General features: G+C 70.6%; 17 protein-coding genes and 1 pseudogene. 11 read left to right on the forward strand and 7 right to left on the reverse strand.

What is annotated here, in order from left to right; genetic code table 11:
• From AB0G02_RS01690 to mctP, 7 genes and pseudogenes are all read left to right on the forward strand, one after another.
• Positions 1-228, forward strand: a pseudogene (locus AB0G02_RS01690) (YbaB/EbfC family DNA-binding protein); the annotation flags it as partial.
• 7 nt (positions 229-235) lie between these two features.
• On the forward strand, positions 236-556 hold the full coding sequence (locus AB0G02_RS01695) for a type VII secretion target (RefSeq protein WP_360787721.1): 321 nt from the start codon (positions 236-238) through the stop codon (positions 554-556).
• 11 nt (positions 557-567) lie between these two features.
• Positions 568-1698, forward strand: a complete 1131-nt coding sequence (locus AB0G02_RS01700) for a hypothetical protein (RefSeq protein ID WP_360787724.1) — start codon at positions 568-570, stop codon at positions 1696-1698.
• 2 nt (positions 1699-1700) lie between these two features.
• The gene (locus AB0G02_RS01705) at positions 1701-2486 is read left to right on the forward strand and encodes a hypothetical protein (protein ID WP_360787726.1); all 786 of its coding nucleotides are present in this window, start codon (positions 1701-1703) and stop codon (positions 2484-2486) included.
• Between the two features lie 48 nt (positions 2487-2534).
• On the forward strand, positions 2535-3239 hold the full coding sequence (locus tag AB0G02_RS01710) for a GntR family transcriptional regulator (RefSeq protein WP_360787729.1): 705 nt from the start codon (positions 2535-2537) through the stop codon (positions 3237-3239).
• A gap of 116 nt (positions 3240-3355) precedes the next feature.
• A complete protein-coding gene (locus AB0G02_RS01715; protein WP_360787732.1) occupies positions 3356-3622 on the forward strand; it encodes a DUF3311 domain-containing protein in 267 nt (88 codons plus the stop codon).
• The gene (gene mctP / locus AB0G02_RS01720; protein ID WP_360787735.1) at positions 3622-5256 is read left to right on the forward strand and encodes a monocarboxylate uptake permease MctP; all 1635 of its coding nucleotides are present in this window, start codon (positions 3622-3624) and stop codon (positions 5254-5256) included. The genes AB0G02_RS01715 and mctP overlap by 1 nt, the downstream gene beginning before the upstream one ends.
• A gap of 9 nt (positions 5257-5265) precedes the next feature.
• Here the strand turns inward: mctP and AB0G02_RS01725 are convergent, their stop codons facing one another.
• The 5 genes from AB0G02_RS01725 to AB0G02_RS01745 form a co-directional block, all read right to left on the reverse strand.
• The gene (locus AB0G02_RS01725; protein WP_360787738.1) at positions 5266-6171 is read right to left on the reverse strand and encodes an ROK family protein; all 906 of its coding nucleotides are present in this window, start codon (positions 6169-6171) and stop codon (positions 5266-5268) included.
• Between the two features lie 15 nt (positions 6172-6186).
• Complete coding sequence (locus tag AB0G02_RS01730) at positions 6187-8367, reverse strand: hypothetical protein (protein WP_360787740.1); 2181 nt, start codon at positions 8365-8367, stop codon at positions 6187-6189.
• A 52-nt stretch (positions 8368-8419) separates the two neighbouring features.
• Positions 8420-9184: an amino acid ABC transporter ATP-binding protein gene (locus AB0G02_RS01735; protein ID WP_360787743.1), complete on the reverse strand. Its 765-nt coding sequence runs from the start codon at positions 9182-9184 to the stop codon at positions 8420-8422.
• Positions 9181-10005 carry an amino acid ABC transporter permease gene (locus tag AB0G02_RS01740; RefSeq protein WP_360787746.1) on the reverse strand — a complete coding sequence of 275 codons (825 nt, stop codon included), beginning with the start codon at positions 10003-10005 and terminating at the stop codon, positions 9181-9183. Before AB0G02_RS01740 ends, AB0G02_RS01735 begins: the two co-directional genes overlap by 4 nt.
• 76 nt (positions 10006-10081) lie before the next feature.
• A complete protein-coding gene (locus AB0G02_RS01745) occupies positions 10082-10900 on the reverse strand; it encodes a transporter substrate-binding domain-containing protein (protein ID WP_360787749.1) in 819 nt (272 codons plus the stop codon).
• A 478-nt stretch (positions 10901-11378) separates the two neighbouring features.
• On the opposite strand from AB0G02_RS01745, the gene AB0G02_RS01750 reads away from it, so the two are divergent.
• Complete coding sequence (locus AB0G02_RS01750) at positions 11379-11627, forward strand: hypothetical protein (RefSeq protein ID WP_360787752.1); 249 nt, start codon at positions 11379-11381, stop codon at positions 11625-11627.
• Between the two features lie 72 nt (positions 11628-11699).
• Here AB0G02_RS01750 and AB0G02_RS01755 read toward each other — a convergent pair whose 3' ends face one another.
• Entirely contained in the window at positions 11700-14360 is a 2661-nt protein-coding gene (locus tag AB0G02_RS01755; protein ID WP_360787755.1) for a glucosidase, read from the reverse strand.
• Between the two features lie 107 nt (positions 14361-14467).
• Between AB0G02_RS01755 and AB0G02_RS01760 the strand changes: the two genes are divergently transcribed.
• Positions 14468-16522, forward strand: coding sequence for a hypothetical protein (locus tag AB0G02_RS01760; RefSeq protein ID WP_360787758.1), 2055 nt, complete (start codon positions 14468-14470; stop codon positions 16520-16522).
• Between the two features lie 33 nt (positions 16523-16555).
• Here AB0G02_RS01760 and AB0G02_RS01765 read toward each other — a convergent pair whose 3' ends face one another.
• Positions 16556-17968: a M20/M25/M40 family metallo-hydrolase gene (locus tag AB0G02_RS01765; RefSeq protein ID WP_360787760.1), complete on the reverse strand. Its 1413-nt coding sequence runs from the start codon at positions 17966-17968 to the stop codon at positions 16556-16558.
• Between the two features lie 474 nt (positions 17969-18442).
• Between AB0G02_RS01765 and pdhA the strand changes: the two genes are divergently transcribed.
• Together pdhA and AB0G02_RS01775 are read left to right on the forward strand one after the other, a co-directional pair.
• Entirely contained in the window at positions 18443-19636 is a 1194-nt protein-coding gene (pdhA, locus tag AB0G02_RS01770) for a pyruvate dehydrogenase (acetyl-transferring) E1 component subunit alpha (RefSeq protein ID WP_360787763.1), read from the forward strand.
• A complete protein-coding gene (locus AB0G02_RS01775) occupies positions 19636-20664 on the forward strand; it encodes an alpha-ketoacid dehydrogenase subunit beta (RefSeq protein WP_360787765.1) in 1029 nt (342 codons plus the stop codon). Before pdhA ends, AB0G02_RS01775 begins: the two co-directional genes overlap by 1 nt.
• Positions 20665-20669 lie beyond the last annotated feature (5 nt).

A 20669-nucleotide genomic window follows, 5' to 3' on the forward strand; every position in this document is an offset into this window, starting at 1 on the left:
CCGCCCGTGCCGCCACCGCCGCCCCACGCGGGCCCGTACCAGGCGCCGCCCGCCCCGCCGGCCCGACCGTCCCCGCCGCGCCGGCCCTCGCCGGCCGAGGAGCCCGACGACTTCTCGCAGCGCCGGTTCCTGCGCGACGACGACCAGCCGCCCGCGCCGCCCCGGCCGAGCGCGGGGCCGAACCAGGACGGCCGTTTCCTGAACCTCTTCGACGACGAGGACCGGTGAGCGCGCGATGAGCGGTTTCGACGTCAACCCGGCGGAGCTGCGGGAGTTCGCCGGCAAGCTCGACGGCCACCGCGGCACCGCCGCCCAGATCGCGGGCCTGGTCGCCAAGGCGGACGTGTCCGACAAGTCGTGGGGCGTGGTCGGCCTGTTCGTCAAGGACAACTACACCGACATGCTCAGCGACCTGAACGACCTGTTCACCGCGCTCCAGGAGGGGCTCCAGTCGGGCGCGGACAAGTTCAACGGCGCGGCACAGGACTACGACGAGCAGGAAGAAGCGGTCAAGGCGCTGCTCAACGGCCTGCAAGTCGAGCTCGACGGGCAGTAGGGGGAACTGCGATGGCGGAACAGAAGACCACGGCCGGCGGCGTCGAGATCACCGTCGGCGAGAAGACCACCGGCCAGAAGATGGCGGAAGCCGCCCCCTTCTACGGCAACTACCTCAAGACCAAGGACGCCGCGGGCAAAGCCACCGAGAAGGGTGGCGCCGAGGTGACCGGCCTGGTGTCCGAGGGAGCCGGGTTGATCGGCTCGCTCGGCACGTCCGCGTACGGCATCGCCACCGACCCGATCGGCTGGCTCGTCGGGCAGGGGCTGAACTTCCTGATCAGCGTGGTGCAGCCGCTGGAGGACGCGATCCACTTCGTCAGCGGCGACGGTCCCGCGCTGGCGCAGGCCGCGGAGAACTTCGACGCCATCGCCAAGGGCGTGGCCAAGCTGCGCGACCAGTTCGACAGCGACCTGGAGAAGTCGGTGACGAGCTGGGGCGGCCCGGCGTCGGAGGCGGCGAGCACGAAGCTGGGCGAGTTCGCCAACGGCATCGACGGCGTCGCGGGTCAGGCCGGTGAGCTGGCGCAGATGCTCCAGGTCTCCAGCATGATCATGACGATCATCGAGGACTTCATCAAGGCGATCCTCACCGAGCTGATCACGTGGTTGATCATGATCTGGATCCCCGCGCTCGCGGCCGCCGTGCCCAGCTTCGGGGCGTCGACCGCCGCGGCGGGCACGGCGACCGGCGTGCGGGTCGCCACCACCGGTAGCCGGGTGGCCCGGATCGTGGCCAGGCTGAAGCAGTTCCTCACCAGGATCCTGGACTTCCTGCGCAACCTGGCCAAGCGGGTCGGCAACGTGAAGACCGCCTTCCAGCGCTCCATGGCCAACAAGCAGATCAGCAACGCGGTCGCCCGGGGCATGCGGGAGAACAAGCTCCCCGGCAGCAACTCGCCGGTGGTGCGGATCTGGGGTGAGGGCGGCATGCTCGGCCAGCGGGTGCAGGACGGGGTCGGCGGGTCCCTCGGGACGGCGGCCCTCGACGCCGCGAAGGCGCAGCTGGGCATCGGCAAGGGCGCGAACGCGGGCGTCGACAAGCCGATCCGGAACTTCGGCGCCGGTCAGAAGGCGGCCGGCTACGACGACACCGGGGCCGACCAACCCCAGCAGCAGACCGAGGAGTACCTGGACATCTGATCATGGAATACCTACTGGACCTCGCGCCCCTCGTCGCCATCGTCGTCGTCCTCCTCGGCGTGCTGGTCTGGTGGCGTCGGCACAAGAAGCGGAAGGCCGAGCGCGCGCACGCCGAGGAGGTGGCCGCCTTCGCGAGCGCGCTCGGGGGCCGGGTGGCCGGTCCGGACGACGTGCGGCCGTGGTCGGCCGAGCTGCTCGCGCCGTTGCGGGACGAGACCGACGGCGTGATCAACCGGATGGGCGTGGCGTCACGTCGGCGCTACACGACCGCCGTGGACCTCCGGCGCGGTCCGTGGTCGGTGCGGGTGGGCGAGGCGTCGGTGGAGAAGTCGCGCGACAACGGCACGCGCACGGCCCGGGAGCAGCGGATCGAGGTCGCCACCGCACCCCTGGCCCCGACCAGGATCGGCCGCCGCGTCCACGGGGGCAGGACCCTCCTCGGACCGGACCGCACCGCCGCCGAGGGCGGTGGACTGGTGCGCGAGGTGCCGGTGACGGTGGCCGCGGCGGGTGGCGGGTGGCACCGGGTCGCCTTCCCACCGGGACCGTTCGACGCCGGGTTCGCCGTGTTCACGAGCGACCCGGCCGCGGCGGTGCGGGCGCTGCACCCCCGGGCCGTCGAACACCTCCTCGCCGTGGGTCACGACCTGCCCTTCACGCTGCACTTCGAGGCGGGCCTGGTCTTCGGCACGATCCCCGGCCCGATGGAACCGGACCGCACGACGGCCGCCGTGGACGCGATCGTCGGGCTGCTCGACCGGATGGGAGCGATACCAGTGGATCGTTGAACAATCCAGCGATCCTTCGTTCGACCCACCGCACTAGACTCGGTCGACATGACGACCGCGCAGGCAGACGGCTGGCTGAACGCCCTCGCCCGGGACCGGGACGGCCTGGACCGGTCCAGCACTGCCGAGCGCGTGGCGGACAAGCTCCGCGCCAGGGTCCTCGACGGGGACATCGAACCCGGTCGGCAGCTCAACGAGAAGGCGCTAGGCGAAGCCCTCCGGATCTCCCGCAACACGCTCCGCGAGGCGTTCCGACTGCTCACCCACGAACGCCTGCTGGTGCACGAGTACAGCAAGGGCGTGTTCGTCCGCCGCCCGGACGTCACCGACGTCGTCGACCTCTACGCCGCCCGCCGGGTCATCGAGTGCGGCGCGGTCCGGCGCTGGCCGGACGTGGACGAGGACGCGAGGCGTGCCGTGCGCGAGGCCGTCACCCTCGGCCTGGCCTGCCGCGAGCGGGACGACTGGACCGGCGTCGGCACCGCGAACGTCAAGTTCCACCAGGCCGTCACCGCCCTGGCGGGCAGCGCCCGGCTGGACGAGGAGATGGAGCGCCTGCTCGCGGAGCTGCGGCTGGCGTTCCACGTCATGGGCGACCACGAGGAGTTCTACCGCGACTACCTGACGCTCAACCAGTCCATCGTGGACCGGTTGGACGCGGGTGAGGTTCGGCAGGCCGAAGAAGCGTTGCTCACCTACTTCGACCGGGCCGAGAACCACTTGGTCACCGGCCTGCAGGCGGCCGAACGGTAGTTGGTCACGATCCAACTACGTCATGCGCCGGCAACCCACCTGACATGGTGACGACTGTCCCCCCTCCGGCCTAGCATCGCGACACCGCGTCACCGGGCCGCCGTACGGAGGGGCACATGTCGTCCGCTCGAAAATCCAGCCTCCGCTGGAGCAACTGGAACCTGCTCCTGCTCGTTCCGCTCCTCATGCTCATCACGCCTTGGTTCAACTCCGACGAGCCCAGGGCCCTAGGGCTGCCGTTCTTCTACTGGTACCAGTTCGCCTGGGTCCCGGTGGGCGTGATCTGCGTGGGCCTGGTCTACGTGAAGACCAGGGACCGATCCGCCGTCGGTGGCAAGCCGGACCGGCTCGGCGTGGACGACCTGGACGAGGGGGCCAAGTAATGCAGTGGACCGAGTTGGTGGTGTTCAGCGCGCTGTTCCTGCTGGTCACCGTCCTGGGCTTCATCGCGGCGAAGTGGAAGGCCGGCAACACCCTCGAACACCTCGACGAGTGGGGCCTGGGCGGCCGCAAGTTCGGCTCCTGGATCACCTGGTTCCTGGTCGGCGGTGACCTCTACACCGCCTACACGTTCGTCGCCGTGCCCGCGCTGGTGTTCGGCTCCGGCGCGCTGGGCTTCTACGCCCTGCCGTACACGGTCGTGCTGTACCCGATCGTGTTCCTGCCGCTGGTGCGCATGTGGTCGGTGTCCCGCGTGCACGGCTACGTGACGCCGGCCGACTTCGTCCGCGGCCGGTACGGCTCGCACTGGCTGGCGCTGCTGGTCGCGATCACCGGCATCATCGCCACGATGCCCTACATCGCGTTGCAGCTCGTCGGCCTGGAGGCCGTGCTGCGCACGATGGGCCTCAACGGCTCCGGCATCCTCGGCCACCTGCCGCTGTTCATCGCGTTCGTGATCCTGGCGCTCTACACCTACCAGTCGGGCCTGCGCGCGCCCGCGCTGATCGCGTTCGTCAAGGACACGCTGATCTACATCGTCATCCTGGTCGCGGTGATCTACCTGCCGTCGAAGTTCGGCGGCTGGAGCGCGATCTTCGACACCGCCCAGGCCAAGTACGCCGCCACGGAGAGCAAGGCCGACGGGATCATCCTCAACGCCAACAACCAGCTCCAGTACGCCACGCTGGCGCTGGGCTCGGCGCTGGCGCTGTTCCTGTACCCGCACTCGCTGACCGGCATCCTGGCCTCGCGCGGCCGCAACGTGATCAAGCGGAACATGGTCGCGCTGCCCGCGTACTCGCTGCTGCTGGGCCTCCTCGCGATGCTCGGCTTCGTGGCCATCAGCGCGGGCGCCAAGCCCATCACCAACCAGGCCACCGGCCGCCCGGACACCAACACGATCATCCCCGTGCTGTTCGGCCAGCAGTTCCCCGGCTGGTTCGCGGGCGTGGCGTTCGCGGCCATCGCGATCGGCGCCCTGGTGCCCGCGGCGATCATGTCGATCGCGGCGGCGAACCTGTGGACGCGCAACATCTACAAGGAGTACCTGAAGAAGGACGCCACGCCCGCCCAGGAGGCCAAGCAGGCCAAGCTGGCGTCGCTGGTGGTGAAGTTCGGCGCGGTCGCGTTCATCGTGTTCATCGACCCGCAGTTCTCCATCGACCTGCAGCTCATCGGCGGCGTGATGATCCTGCAGACGCTGCCGGCCGTGGCGATCGCGCTGTACACGCGGTGGTTCCACGTGTGGGGCCTGATCATCGGCTGGGTCGCCGGCATGGGCTACGGCATGTGGCTGCTGTACAACATCGGCAACCCGGCCGTCGGCAAGGCGCACTTCGCCGGGTCGGCGCTGCCGCTGGGCAAGCTGTCGCTGTTCGGCTGGCACCCGTTCGGCGCGTCGACCGTGCAGATCTACGTCGGCGCGGTCGCCGTCGTGGCCAACCTGGTGGTCGCCGTCGTCGTGACGCTGATCGCCAGGCGGTTCCGCGCGTCCAACGGCACCGACGAGACGCAGGCCGACGACTACCACGCGGACGAGGACAGCGACCGGGTCAAGCCCATCGCCGTCCACTGACCCGCGAGGTCAGCCGAGCACCAACCGCGCGGCTCCGACGAGTCCCGCCCGGCCACCCAGCCGGGCGGGCTCGACGCGCAAGCCGTCCAGGTAGGACAGTCCGCAGTGGTCGGCGACGGTGCGCCGGATCGGGTCGAACAGCAGGTCACCGGCCTGCGCCACGCCGCCGCCGACCACCGCGAGGTCCAGGTCCACCACCGCTGCCGTGGCCGCGATCGCCAGCCCGACCGCCCGCCCGGCCCGCTCGAACGCGGCCTTCGGGATCTCCTGGCCCGCCTCGGCCTCCGCCGCCAGGTGCGCCGCGTCCGCGTCGTCGGGCGCCAACCAGCCGTGCCGACGCGCCCACGCCACCAGCCACGGCCCACCGGCCACGGTCTCCGCGCACCCGCGCCCACCGCAGGGGCACCGCTCGCCGTCGTCCGGCTCCACCACCACGTGCCCGACGTGCCCGGCGTTGCCGGTCCGCCCGCCGAACGGCCGGCCGCCGAGCACCAGCCCGCCGCCGACGCCCGTGCTCACCACCAGCCCGAGCATGAACCGGCTGCCGACGCCCGCGCCCAGCCAGTGCTCGCCCAGCGCCATGCACGGCCCGTCGCCGGCCACCTCCACCGGCACGCCGGGCAGCAGCTCCGACACCCGGTCGCGCAGCGGGAACCCGCGCCACCCGGTGACGTTGATGGGGCTGACCTCGCCCCGCTCGACGTCCACGGGCCCGGCCGACGCGATGCCCACACCGGCCACGCCCTCGCCGCGGGTGACCTCCTCGACCACGGACGCCACCGCGGCCCACGTCCGCTCCGCCGACTCCAGCGGTGTCGCCACCCGGACCGCCCGCCGCACCGCGCCGTCGCGGTCGACCAGCCCTCCGGCGATCTTGGTGCCGCCGACGTCGAGTGCCAACACCAGGTCCGTCACGGCCGCAACCCTAGGTCACCGCTTCAGCATCCGGGTCACGCCGGCCGCGACCGTCGTCGCCAGGGTCCAGCCCATCACGATCAACCCGGACGCGATCCACTGCGCCCCGCCGGGCGTGTGCCAGCGGTTCTTGTTGCCGAAGTCCACGATCGGCACCACCAGGTCGATCGTGTACAGCCACGGGTTCCACGTCAGGTGGTCCTGCTCGTTGATCTCCGACAGCTCCGGCCCGGCGGCGAAGTACGCGCTGCCCAGCAGCCACGTCACCACCAGCCACGCCAGCGCGCGGGCCGGGCGGTAGCCGTAGCCGACCATCGAGCGCTGCAGCCAGCTCCACAGCAGCACCAGGGGGCCGAGCCACCGGCGGCCCTCCGCGACCGCCCGGTAGCGCAGCCGCTGCTTCTCCACCAGCACGGTGGCCGCGTGCTCGTCGTTGCCGCCCGCCCGCAGCATCTCCGCGAACTGGTCGTACGGGCCCGGTCGGTAGGCGCGGCGCATCGCCTGCCGCAGCCAGCGCAGCCGCCGGTCGACCTCGGCGTCGTCACGCAGGTCGATCGGGTGCCGCAGCGAGTCGTAGCGGAACTCCTCCAGGTCGATCCACCCGGTCGCGCCCCAGAAGTGCTCGTTGTCGTCCAGCACCGTGCAGCGCACCTGCCGCAGCGTCACGTCGCCGCGCGGCGGGCTGATCGGCGTCACCTCCAGCTCCTGCACCTGCATGCCGAGGAGGTTCAGCGCGTGCGCGTCGAGCTTGTCACCGAGCACCGCGCCCGCGAACGTGGCCATCCGGCCGACCTGCGCCCGCCGGGCCCGCACGCCGCCGTGCGCGACGAACTCCTTCGCGCCCCGCGCGCAGATCAGGTCGCGCCCGATGACCGCGCCGCCGACGTCCAGCGACGGCTTGCCCGCCGGCTGGTGCCGGTAGCGGCCGGGGCTGGTGATCCGGCTGCCGCGCAGGTCGAGGTTCGCGCCCACGTGCACGCCGCGCAGCTCCAGCCCGCCGGACACCTGCACCTCGCGGGCGGCGAAGTTGCTGCCGATGCGGGACCGGTTGCCCAGCACCGCGTCCGCGCGCGGGTTGTCCAACGTGGACCCGTCGAGGATGAGGCTGCCCTTGGCCCGGAGGTCGACCATGCGGAACTGGCCGCGCACGGTCGCCTGGCGGCCGATGACGTCCCCGCCGATCGCCGTGCCGTCCAGGTGCAGCGCGCGCCCGTACCCCGTGGGCTCCGCGGTGTCCGTCGCCAACGCGCGGCCGTAGCCGGTGGGCTCGGTGTCGGCTTCCCCCATCGCGTCGAACGTGCCGCCGGACAGCGACAGCGTGCCGCCGACCGAGGCGTTGACCATGCGCACCGTGCCCGCGCTGGTGAAGCCGCGGTCCAGCTGCACGTCGCCGTCCACCGTGATGCGGTCGAACACGAGGGTGGCGTTCGGGTCGGAGTGCGGGTCCAGCGCGTCCTCGTCCGGCCGGCCGTCGGCGGCGGTCGCGCCCCGCAGGGTCAGCGCGGAGTCGACGCGCGCGCCCGCGAGCAGCACGGTGCCGTGGAACGCGCAGCCGTTCATCAGCAGGTTGCCGCCCACGTGCAGGCCGGTGCCGTTGAACGAGTGGCCCGACGGGTTGGTCAGCAGGCCGCCGCTGAAGTTGCAGTAGCCGCCGACGTGCGCGCCCGCCATCCGCAGCTCACCGGTGACCCGCACCCGCTGCGCCAGCAGGCCGCCCGCGACCTTCAACCGGTCGGCGTGCAGCGCGATCCCGTCCGGCAGGCGCAACGCGCTGTCCCGCAACGACAACGACCCGGCGACGTCGGCGTCGACCAGGTCCACCAGGCCCTCGACGGCGCTGCCGGCCAGCGAGACCTCGTTGGCGCTGCCGAGGTTGCGCGCCGACAGGCCGGGCAGCCAGCAGTCGGCGAACTCGATCCCGGCCAGCTTGGCCTGCCGCAGGTCCGGCGGCTCCTCGAACCGGCACCGCACGAACTCCAGCAGGTACGGGAACTCCACCGCGCGCAGGTCGAGCGCGCCGGTGAGGAACCGGTCCGCCACCCGCACCACCGGCGGCATCCCCGCCCGCCTGCGCGGCAACCGCCACGTCCCGTCCGGCTCGCCCACGCCGCGCAGCACGTCGGCCGCGGCCACCCGGGCGGAGCGCGGCGGGCTGGGGTCGAACACGTCCAGCCCCCGCGCCCCCACATCGGTCATGTGATCGACAATCGCGGTCCGACGGCCCCTTGGCAAGCGAACCGCGCGAGGATCAGGCCCCGCGCGGCCCCTGGTGCGTCGGGTCGAGCACGCGCGCCAGGAACGACTGCGTGCGCTCGTGCTGCGGTGCCCCGATGACCTGCTCGGCGGGACCTTCCTCGACCACGCGCCCGTCGTCCATGAACAGCACCCGGTCCGCCACCTCGCGGGCGAACTGCATCTCGTGCGTCACCACGAGCATCGTCATGCCCTCGTCGGCCAACTGGCGCATCACGCCCAGCACGTCACCGACCAGCTCCGGGTCCAGCGCCGAGGTCGGCTCGTCGAACAGCATGACGTCCGGGTCCATCGACAGCGCCCGCGCGATCGCCACGCGCTGCTGCTGGCCGCCGGAGAGCTGGGCCGGCATGGCGTTGACCTTCTCCGAGAGCCCGACCCGCTCCAGGTTGCGCAGCGCGATCTCCTGCGCCTGCTTCTGGTCGCGCTTGAGGACCTTGCGCTGCGCGACGGTCAGGTTGTTCAGAACGTTCAGGTGCGAGAACAGGTTGAACGACTGGAACACCATGCCGATCTTGGTGCGCGCGGCGTCGATGTCCACGTCCGGATCGGTCAGCTCGGTGCCGTTGACGACGATCTTCCCGCCGCTCGGCTCCTCCAGCAGGTTCACGCAGCGCAGCAGCGTGGACTTGCCCGAGCCGGACGGCCCGATGATGCACACCACGTCACCGCTGTTCACCCGCACGTCGATGCCCTTGAGCACCTCCAACGAGCCGAACGACTTCTTCAGCCCGGTGATCTCGACCGCCGACCCGGTCACGCGGACACCCCCAACCCGGTCGATTCCGGCGTGCTGATCTTCTTGCCGCCCGTGCGCCGCTCCAGGTACCGCGACAGGTGGCCCAGGGGCAGCGTGATGAGCAGGTAGCACAGGCCGACCACCAGGATCGGGGTCAGCGACGGCGACCGGCTCAGCGTCTCGCGGCCGAACTTCGTCAGCTCGTACTGGTCGCGGGCCAGGCCGATGATGTAGATCAGCGACGAGTCCTTGGTGAGCAGGATGAGCTCGTTGGTCAGCGGCGGCAGGATGATCCGGAACGCCTGCGGGATGACCACGGTCAGCAGCGTGCGGCCCTGCGACATGCCCAGCGACCGGGCCGCTTCGAGCTGCCCCTTGGGCACCGCCTGGATGCCCGCGCGGATCGTCTCCGCCATGTACGCGGCGCCGACGATGCCCAGCGCCAGCATGACCGTCGAGTAGATGTCGAACTGGATCCCGAACGCCAGCGGCACGCCGAAGCTCAGCGCGATGAACACCAGCAGCGCGGGGACACCGCGGAAGAACTCGATGTAGATCGTGGCCAGCCACCGGTACGGCGCGACCGGGGACAGCTTCATCAGGGCCAGGATCAGGCCGAAGACCAGCCCGAACACGAACCCCAGCGCGGTGTAGACGAGGGTGTTCTTCAGCGCCACGGTGAAGACGCCGGGGAACATCGACGCGGCGATGTCGAAGTTGAAGAAGGCGCGCTTGATCTCGCCCCAGTCGGCGACCAGGGCCAGGACGAGGAAGACGACGACCAGCAGCGCGTACTGGGCACCGCGGAACGCTTTCGTCCGCTGTCGCTTGGTGAGTGCCATGTGGGTTACCTCGTGGGTGGGGTGGACAAGGCGCGGGGCCGGTGCTTCGTGAGCACCGGCCCCGCCGTCGTGCCGGTTACTTGGACTCCGGCTTCTTGCCGAACCACTTCTCGTAGATCTCGTCGTACTTGCCGCTGTCCTTGGCCTTCTTCAGGACCGCGTCGACCTTGGTCTTCAGAGCGGTGTTGCCCTTCTTCATGCCGATGCCGTACTGGTCACCGGTGTCGAACTCCTTGGTGACCTCGGTGTCGGGGAACTCCTTGGCGTAGTCGAAGAGCACGCCGTTGTCGTTGACGGCGGCCTCGACCGAGCCGGTGCGCACGGCGGTCTCCATCAGCGGCAGGTCCTCGAACTGCACGACGGTGTAGCCGAACTCGGCGGCCTTCGCGTTCGCGTACTCCTCACCGACGGTGTCGAGCTGCACACCGACCCGCTTGCCCTTCAGGCCGTCCAGGCCCTTGATCCCGGAGTCCTTCTTGACCAGGAGGGCCTGGCTGGCGTCGAAGTAGGGATCGGAGAACTCGATCGCCTCCTTGCGCTCGTCGTTGATCGTCATCGCCGCCGCGGCGAGGTCGCACTTGCTGGTGTTGAACACCTCGCCGGAGGTGATGGTCTCGAACGGCGTGTCGAAGATTTCCTGGGTGACGTTGAGCTCCTCGGCCACCAGGTCCACCAGGTCCACGTCGAACCCGATGGTCTTGTCCCCCTCCGAGTACTGGAAGGGCTTGTACGACAGGTGGGTGCAGGTGACCAGCTTGCCGCTCTGGACCAGGGTGATGCCCGACCCGTTGTCCTGCGAGCCGGTGTTGACCTTGGTCGCGCACGCCGTCATCGTGGCCGCCAGGGCGAGCACGGGGAACAGGGCGAGCGCAGCGTGCCTGGTACGACGGGCCACGGCGTCACTCCTCGTAACTGTGTCGGTCGAGTGTTCGGCATACTGCCACTCGTTTGACGCCATGCACAGCACGTGCATGTTACGGACCGGTATGGGTCGGTGAGTCTCTTATCATACTCAAGGGTTGCGAACCGTGTTTGAGACGAGCCATCCGCGTTCGGCGGAACCTTCGCGAAGGTCACGATCGACAGCGCGTGATCTGCAAGGGTGATCTTTCCTCCATTCGTGGAGTGATCAATGGTGGGTTTCTGTCAACCTATTTTAGGTATCCAGTAAATCGGACAAAATTCGTAAACGTCATCCATGGTGGTGAATGGGTGGACATCTTCACGGATTGCGTCCATTGATCCGTTCGGCCTATTTTCAGGTCCTTGGGATGATGGGAGGCTGGGTTGCCGGGGGGCGCAAGGGTATGCCTCTCGGGGGTTTCATTATCGAGGGGGTTACTTTGCTGCGTCGTTTTGTGCGATATTTTTCCGTGCTCGCTTTGGTGGTGTCCGGGATCTTCACCGCGGCTGGAGCGGCTTCTGCCGACCCTCCTGGCCCGTGTGGCTTCTACAGCGGAACCAACGGCAAGTACGTGGTGAACTGCGTGTACGGGTACGTCAAGTACCGCATCTACTTCGCCTTGGGCTCCTCGGAGGACCGGTGCCTGGAGCCCAAGGAGTGGTATGCCATTCCGACTACTTTCGCGCCGTACGCCGCTGACAAGCTCGGTGCCTGCTGACGAACACTGAAATGTCGGATTGACGGACATGGGTGGCGCCGACTGCGATCAGGTGCTGCCCATGTCCGTAATTCATCTCCCCGAAAGTCCGATGAGCAAGCTGGCGACCAGCGCCGTCCAGCCGGTCTGGTGGGTGGCACCCAGTCCTTCACCCGTGTCGCCGTCGAAGTACTCGCTGAAGGTGACGTGCTCCCGCCACAGGGGTGAGTCGGTCGACTCGACCCGCTTGCCGTCCGCGGGCCGGCGGCCGTCGTGGTCGGGCAGGAACAGCGACACCAGCCGTCCGACCAGCTCGTCCGCCGCCCGACCGGCCGTCACGTGCTTCTGGCTGCGAGTGGGAAGTTCCACGTGGAACCGACCGCCGTGGAACTCCTCGATCGTCCGCAGCGCCTCCACGAGCAGCGCGTTCGTCGGGAACCACACCGGGCCGCGCCAGTTCGAGTTGCCGCCGAACATCGGCGTGCGGGACTCGCCCGGCTCGTAGCCCATCCGGTGCTCCTGGTCCGCGACGTGCACCTCCAGGCCCTCCCGGTGCGCCGCGGACAGGCTGCGGATGCCGTGCGGCGAGAGGAACTCGCCCTCGTCCAGCATCCGGCTCAGCACCCGTCGCAGCTTGCGCTCGTCCAGCAGGCTGAGCAGCGCGCCGCCGCCGCTGTTGCGGCTGAGGAACTGCTGGAGCTCCGGCCGCTTGGACAGTAGGTGCTCCAGCCGCCGGCTGAAGTCGGGCAGCTCCTCGAACACCCACGGCTCCAGCACCGCGCACGCCAGCACCGGGATCAGGCCGACCATCGACCGCACCCGCACCGGCTGCGACTCGACGTGCCCGTCCGACCGACGCCGCGACACCACGTCGTAGCAGAAGCCGTCCGTCTCGTCCCAGATGCCGCGCCCGCCGGAACCGAACTGCGTGGACGCCTCCGCGATGCCCAGGAAGTGCTCCACGAACTTCGTGGCCACGTCCTCGTACGACTCGTCGTGCCGCGCCAGCTCCAGCGCGATCTGCATCAGGTGCAGGCTGTAGGCCGCCATCCACGACGTCGCGTCGGACTGCTCCAGCCGCCACCCGCCGAGCATCGGCTCCGACCGGTTCACCGGGCCGATGTTGTCCATGCCGAGGAAGCCGCCCTCGAACAGGTAGCTGCCGTCGGCGTCCTTGCGGTTGACCCACCAGGAGAAGTTCAGCAGCAGCTTGTGGAAGACCTTGGCCAGGAACTTGCGGTCCTTGACCTCCTCGGACCGGTAGACCTGCAACGCCGCCCAGGCGTGCACCGGCGGGTTGACGTCGCCGAACTCCCACTCGTAGGCGGGCAGCTGGCCGTTCGGGTGCATCAGCCACTCGCGGCACAGCAGGAGCAGCTGCTCCTTGGCGAACGCCGGGTCGACCTTCGCGAACGGCACGGTGTGGAACGCGAGGTCCCACGCGGCGAACCAGGGGTACTCCCACTCGTCCGGCATGGAGATGACGTCGGCCACGTCGAAGTGCCGCCAGTGCGCGTTGCGGGCGTGCATGTTCCGGCGGGACGTGGGCGCGGCGGGCTGCGCCGGGTCGCCGTCCAGCCAGTCCGCGGTGCGGAAGCGGTAGTGCTGCTTGGTCCACATCAGGCCGGCCAGCGCGCGGCGCACGATGGCGGCCCGCTTCGGGTCCAGGTCGGTGTGGTGGAACTCGTCGGCCTCGGCCTTCCGCTGGTCGACGGTGTCGGAGAAGCTCGGGCCGAACGCGTCGAGGTGGCCGTCACCCTCCACCAGGCGCAGCCGCACGGTGACCGACTCGCCCGGCTCCACCGGGTCGAACGAGTACCAGGCGGCGACCTTCGTGCCGGGCTCGCTCGTGTCGTCCGGGCCGACGACCTGGCACGCCGTCGCGTCCTCGCGGATGACGTACCGGTCGATGCCGTCCTTGGTGTAGCGGGTCGGGTTGCGGTGGGTGCCGAACAGCTCGACCTCGTTGGTCTCGTTGTCGGTGACCAGCAGCGTCGGCGTGCCCTCGACGTGCAGCGTGTAGCGGCCGAGCGCGCCGTGCTCGGCGGTGATGCGGCGCCAGCCGTCCCGCGTGGACGCGGTCAGCGACGGCTTGCGGTCGTCGCGGCCCCACGCCCACGTGTTGCGGAACCAGAACTGGGGCAGCAGGTGCAGCGGCGCCGGGTCCGGGCCGTGGTTGGTGGCGGTCAGCTCGACGCAGATGTCCTTCGGGCCCGCCTTGGCGTAGCTGACCCGCACGTCGAAGAACCGGTTGTCGTCCAGCGCGCCAGTGTCGGACAGCTCCGGCTCGCGCTCGTTGCGGCCGGCGCGCTGGGCCATCCCGCGCAGCTCGGCGTAGGGGAACTCGCACTGCGGGTACCGGTAGACGACCTGCATCCACGAGTGCGTGGGCGTGCCGTCGGTCACCCACCAGTGCTCCTTGGCGTCCTCGCCGTGGTTGCCCTCGTTGTTGGTGAGCCCGAAGTAGCGCTCCTTGAGGATCGGGTCGCGGCCGTTCCAGAGCGCGACGCCGAAGTTCAGGAAGCCGTGCACGTCGCAGATGCCCGCGATGCCGTCCTCGCCCCAGCGGTAGGCGCGCGAGCGGGCGTGGTCGAACGGGAACGACGTCCACGCGTCGCCACCCGCCGAGTAGTCCTCCCGGACCGTGCCCCACTGGCGTCCGGCCAGGTAGGGGCCCCAGAGGCGCCAGGGTGCGGTCGGCGAGTCGGACTCCGCCAACCGCGTCCGCTCGGCTTGCCGGCTGTGCTCGTTCACTCGGCCAGTGTGCGGCATCGGTTCAGTAAACCTGTTACCCGCCGGTTAGGTCACACCTCCGACCGGTGTTTGCAAACCCTGTCAGTGGACTGCGATGGTCACTCTCCGTGGACTACGACTTACCTCCCTGGTACAGCGGCTCGGACGCGCCCCCACGCGTGCTGGAACGGGCCGTGGCGGCGGCGCTGGTCCGCCCGGAGGTGACGCGGTCCGTCGAGGCGGGGCACGTCACGCAGCAGGAGCTGCTCCGCGCGCTGGACGGCGCGGAGACCGCCGTGCTGGCGGCGGCGGTCCAGGCGGAGCTGCGGTACCGGGCCCAACGGCCGGGCTGGTGGGCGTTGTTCGCGGTCAACGCCCCGGTCGGCCGGTGGGTGCTGCTCGTCGCGCCGGTGCTCGGCCTGGCGGCCCTGGCCTGGTTCGTGACCGTGCTGGTCGGCCTGCCGCGGCTCGGCGCGCTCGCGGTGGTCGCGGGCACGGCCGCGCTGGGGGTCGTGCTCGACCTGCTCCTGCTGGCGAACTGGTCGCAGGGCCGTTTCAGCCGACGTCTCGTGATCGGCTGGTCGTGGTGCGGGTGCATGTTGCCGCAGACGGCCTTCGAAGCGCTGCTGGCGTCCGGCTCACCGCAGCGCCCGCTGCTCCTGGCGACGGCGGTCGGTTCCATCGCGGTGAGCGTCGCGGCATTCCTCACCGTGCGCACGCTGTTGCGCGGCTTCAAGCACTACGGCCTGGACGACGTCGCGCGGGTCGCCTTCACGGCCTGGGAGGAGAGCGTGCTGGTCGACGGGGTGCTGCCGGTGCTCTACAGCCGGCTGAACGAGGCGAGGCCGCCCGTGCACTCCACCACCCTCACCGCGCGGGAGGCGTTCCCGGTCGTCCGGGCCGACCCGCTGCGGATGCACGTGCCGACGCCGGCGGGCGCCGTGCTGGCCGGGCTGGTCGACCAGCTCGACGGCGGCAGCTTCGCCGTGGCCGGGCCGCGCGGCGCGGGCAAGACCGACCTGCTCCGGGCGTTCTGCGGCGGGCGGTACCGGCCGGCCGGCCGTGCGCCCGACCTGGCGGTGCTGGTGTCCGCGCCGGTCGACTACGTGCCGCAGGAGTTCGTCGTGCACCTGTTCGCCGAGGTGTGCGGGGCGGTCCTCGACCGCTTCGGGCCGCGCCACCCGCTGACCGCCGCCGCACGTGACGAGCTCCTGCTGCTCAACCACGTGCGCAGCCTCACCGACGAGGTCAGCGGCAAGGGCGGGTTCAAGGGGTTCGAGCTGGCCGGCAAGCGGGCCGTCACCCTGACCGGTCGGGCGCTCACCTACCCGGAGGTGGTCAAGCGCTTCCGGGTGTTCCTGGGCCGGATCGCCGCCGAACAGGCGACCGAGCGTGAGTCGGCACCCGGTCGGGTGATCATCGGCATCGACGAGCTGGACCGCATCGGGGCGGGTGAGCCGGCACGCAGGCTGCTCAACGAGGTGAAGGCGCTCTTCGACGTCCAGGGCTGCTACTACCTGGTGTCGGTGTCCACGGAGGCGCAGCACGACTTCGAGCTGTCCGGCATCGGCCTGCGCAGCGTCTTCGACAGCTCGTTCGACGAGGTGGTCCGGGTCGACTACCTCGACCTCGTCCACGCCCGCGCGCTGCTGCGCCGCTACGTCCTCGACCTGTCCGAGCAGTTCCACGCCCTGGCCTACGTGTTCTCCGGCGGACTGGCCCGCCAGCTCGTCCGCACCGCGCGGGCCATCGTGGACCTGGGCCGCGACCGGCCGGGGCGCGACATCGCGGACGTCGTCCGGGCCCTGGCCTCGGCCGAGCTGACCCGCGCGTGCCAGGCCACCGCCGACGCCCTGACCGCCGCCGACGACCGCGAGGGCGTCACCGGGCTGCTCCGCCTGCTCGACGAACGCCCGCCCACCGACCTGAAGGCCTACGGCGACCGCGTCCTGGGCGCCTACGCCGGCGGCCGGTCCGACCGCGTCCGGCGGCTGAGGGACGCCGTCGCCGCCCGCGCCTACTTCCTCGCCACGGTGACCCGCACGTTCACCGCGGACCTCACCGAGGACCGCATGGCCGCCCTGGACTTCGACGAGCTCGCCCGCGCCCGCCGCTACGCCGGCACCAACCCCGACGCAGGTCTGTCCCTGCTCCGCGACCTCGACCGGAGGTGGGCCACGTGAGGGGCGGCGGTCGGTGACCACCGCCCCGTCCGCTCAACGCCGGGCGTGCGCGTCCAGCACCACGGCGACGGCCTCGGTGATCCGGGCCGCGTGCGCCAGGTGCAGCCACTCGTCCGGCACGTGGCAGTTCGAGTCCGGCCCGACCGCGCCCGTGACCAGGAACTGGGCCTGCGGGTACGCCTCGTGCAGCAGCCCCATGAACGGGATCGAGCCGCCGAGCGCCACCGTCCGCCACGGCGCGTCGAACACCTCCTCACCGACCCGGTCCAGCGTCTCGCGCAGCCACGGCGCGAGCTCCGGCGCGTTCCAGCCGTCGGCGTGCTCGACGCGCGACAGCTCCACCGTCGCCCCGTACGGCACGTCGGTCGTCAGCGCGTTCCGCACCGCGTCCATGGCCGCCTTCGAGTCGGCCGTCGGCGGCAGGCGGAAGCTCAGCACCAGCGTGGTGAACGGCCGCAGCACGTTGCCCGCGTCGTCCGGCTGGGGCAGCCCGGCCGCACCGGTGACCGACAGCGTCGGCCGCCACCCGGCGTTGAGCGCCAGCTCGGCCTCGTCCTCGCCCATCGGCCGCGTCCCGTCGGCCCACGGCACGCTGCCCACCAGCACGCCGGGCACGCTGGACACCGCGTCGCGCACCTCCGCCACCCGGTGCGGCGGGATGTCGACGTGCATCTCGCGCACCAGCACCTCGCCGGTCGTCGAGTCCTCCAGCCGGTCCAGCAGCTGCCGGGCGATCCGGAACGACGACGGCACGATCCCGCTCGCCATGCCCGAGTGCAGCCCGCTCTCCAGCACCCGCACGGTGACCGAGACCTGCGCCAACCCGCGCAACGACGTGGTCAGCCACATCCGGTCGTAGTCGTTGCCGCCCGAGTCCAGGCAGACGACCAGCGACACGTCACCGAGCCGCGGCCGCAGGTGGTCCAGGTAGGCGGGCAGGTCCGGGCTGCCGGACTCCTCACCGGTCTCCAGCAGCACGACGCACCGCGAGTGCGCGCCGCCAGACCGCCGGACCCCCTCGATGGCGGCGATGGCCGCGTAACCGGAGTAGCAGTCGTCGGCCGAGCCGCGACCGTAGAGCCGCCCGTCGCGCACGACCGGCGTCCACGGGTCGAGCCCCTCGCCCCAGCCGCCGACCGGCGGCTGCTTGTCCAGGTGGCCGTACATCAGCACCGTGTCCGACGTGGAGGCGGTGCCGGGCACGTCCACCAGCAGCAGCGGCGTCCGGTCGGGCAGCTGGACGACCTCGACGGTCGCGCCCGGCAGGTCGCGGTCGGTGAGCCAGGCGCGCACGTGCTCGATCGCGGCGGCCAGGTGGCCGTGCGCGGCCCACTCGGGGTCGAAGGCGGGGGAGATCGACGGTACGGCGATCAAGGCGGACAGGCTCGGGAGGATGTCGTCATCCCAGAGCCCGCGAACGGTACGGGTCAGCGCTGAACGGTCCACGCCCCGATCCTGTCACGGCCCCGTTCGCCGTCGTCGCACCACGAGGGCGCGTCCGGGTGCGCGCTACCAGGTTTCGCTTCGTGGAAATGGGCAGTCCGGCCGATGGTCGGTAGTCCATCCAAAGGCACGGTGCCGACGTGGGCCGTTTGGTCCACCGCCCGTGCCGGGAACCCTACCGACGGTGGTTAACGATCGGTAACCGGGACAAGGGTGTTCGACATCCGGGCGCTCTACTCGGACTGCCGAAGATTGGCCGTCCAACCGTTGCCGCACGTCAGAACGTTGCGCCGGAGATTACGAACTGGGATGGGGCTCACCATGACGGGTGACGCCATGTCAGGATGTGGATGAGAACACCGTCAGCGCCGACGGTTGCCAGACCCCCACACCCCGGGGACGACGGCGACTGGCGGTGCAGCCGCGCTGGGTCGCCACAAGCGACCGGGCGGCCTCGTAGACGAGGAGACAAGGCGCATGTCGTCCCCCGAAGAATGGACGCACCCAGGGCCGGATGCCGCGCCGGCCACTGCTGCCACACCGACAGCGGAACAGGTGATCGCAGGCTTGCGAGCGACAGACGAGGGCGGCGCCGACCTGGTGCAGCTGCTCACCCCCGAAGGTGAGCGCGTCCAGCACCCGGACTTCGACATCGACATCACCGGCGAGGAGCTGCGCGGGCTGTACCGCGACATGGTCCTGGTCCGCCGGGTCGACCGCGAGGCCAACGCGCTGCAGCGCAAGGGCGAGCTGGGCATCTGGGTGCCGCTGCTCGGCCAGGAGGCCGCGCAGATCGGCGCCGGCCGGGCCCTGCGCCCGGAGGACATGGCGTTCCCCAGCTACCGCGAGCACGGCATCGCGTGGACGCGGGGCATCAAGCCCACCGACCTGCTCGGCATCTTCCGCGGCACGGACATGGGCACCTGGGACCCGGTCGAGCACCGCTTCCACCCGTACACGATCGTCATCGGCAACCAGGTGCTCAACGCCGCCGGGTACGCCATGGGGCAGAAGTTCGACGGCAAGGTCGGTGACGCCGACGGCGAGGCGACGATCTGCTTCTTCGGCGACGGCGCGACCAGCCAGGGCGACGTGCACGAGGGCTTCGTGTGGGCCGCGGTCTACGACGCGCCGCTGGTGTTCTTCTGCCAGAACAACCAGTGGGCCATCTCCGAGCCGACCGAGCGCCAGTCCCGCCTGCCCCTCTACCAGCGGGCCCGCGGCTACGGCTTCCCCGGCATCCGGGTCGACGGCAACGACGTGCTGGCCACCCTCGCGGTCACCCGCTGGGCGCTGGAGGAGTGCCGCCAGGGCAACGGCCCGATCCTGATCGAGGCCTTCACCTACCGGATGGACGCGCACACCACGTCCGACGACCCGTCCCGCTACCGGCTGTCCGACGAGCTGGAGCTGTGGAAGCTGAAGGACCCGATCGAGCGGGTCAAGGTGCACCTGGTCAAGCAGCAGTGGGCCGACCACGCGTTCTTCGAGTCCGTCGAGGCCGAGGCCGAGCAGATCGCGGTCGAGCTGCGGGACTACTGCGTCAACCTGCCCGACCCGCCGGCCGGGCGGATCTTCAGCGAGGTCTACGCCGAGAGCAACCCCGTCCTGGACGCGCAACGCGACGAGTTCCTGGTCTACCACACCGGGTTCGCGGGAGGTGAGCACTGATGGCTGCTCCGACCATGGACCGCCCCGCGACGGGCGACCAGGGCGCGACCGCGGTGCAGACGCTGACCATCGCCAAGGCCTTGAACAACGGCCTGCGCGCGTCGATGGAGGCCAACCCCAAGGTCATCGTGATGGGTGAGGACGTCGGCAAGCTCGGCGGCGTCTTCCGCATCACCGACGGCCTGCAGAAGGACTTCGGCGAGCAGCGCGTGCTGGACACCCCGCTGGCCGAGTCGGGCATCATCGGCACCGCCGTCGGACTCGCGATCCGCGGCTACCGGCCGGTGTGCGAGATCCAGTTCGACGGGTTCATCTTCCCCGGCTTCGACCAGATCGTGTCCCAGGTCGCCAAGCTGCACTTCCGCACCCAGGGCCGGCTCAAGGTGCCCATGGTGATCCGGGTGCCGTTCGGCGGCGGCATCGGCGCGGTCGAGCACCACTCCGAGTCGCCCGAGTCGTACTTCGCGCACACCGCCGGCCTCCGGGTCGTCTCGTGCTCGAACCCGGCCGACGCCTACTGGATGATCCAGCAGGCGATCGACTGCGACGACCCGGTGCTGTTCTTCGAGCCGAAGCGGCGCTACTACGAGAAGGGCCAGGTCGACACGACCGCCGTGCCCGGACCGCTGTTCTCCTCGCGCACGCTGCGCACCGGCGACGACGTCACGCTCGTGTCGTACGGCCCGATGGTGCGCACGTCGCTGGACGCCGCCGCGGCGGCCGAGGAGGAGGGGCGTTCGCTGGAGGTCATCGACCTGCGCACGCTGTCCCCGCTCGACCTCGCGCCCGTGTACGAGTCGGTGCGCCGCACCGGCCGGCTGGTCGTGGTGAGCGAGGCGCCCGGCGAGTCCTCCATCGCCGGCGAGATCGCGGCCAAGGTGCAGCAGGAGTGCTTCTACTCCCTGCAGGCGCCGGTGCTGCGGGTGACCGGGTTCGACACCCCGTACCCGCCGTCGAAGCTCGAGGAGGAGTTCCTCCCCGACCTCGACCGGGTGCTGCACGCCGTCGACCGCTCGCTGGCCTGGTAGGGGGA

It is taken from the genome of Actinosynnema sp. NPDC023658 (assembly GCF_040639995.1).
In the GTDB taxonomy this organism is placed as follows: Bacteria; Actinomycetota; Actinomycetes; order Mycobacteriales; family Pseudonocardiaceae; genus Actinosynnema.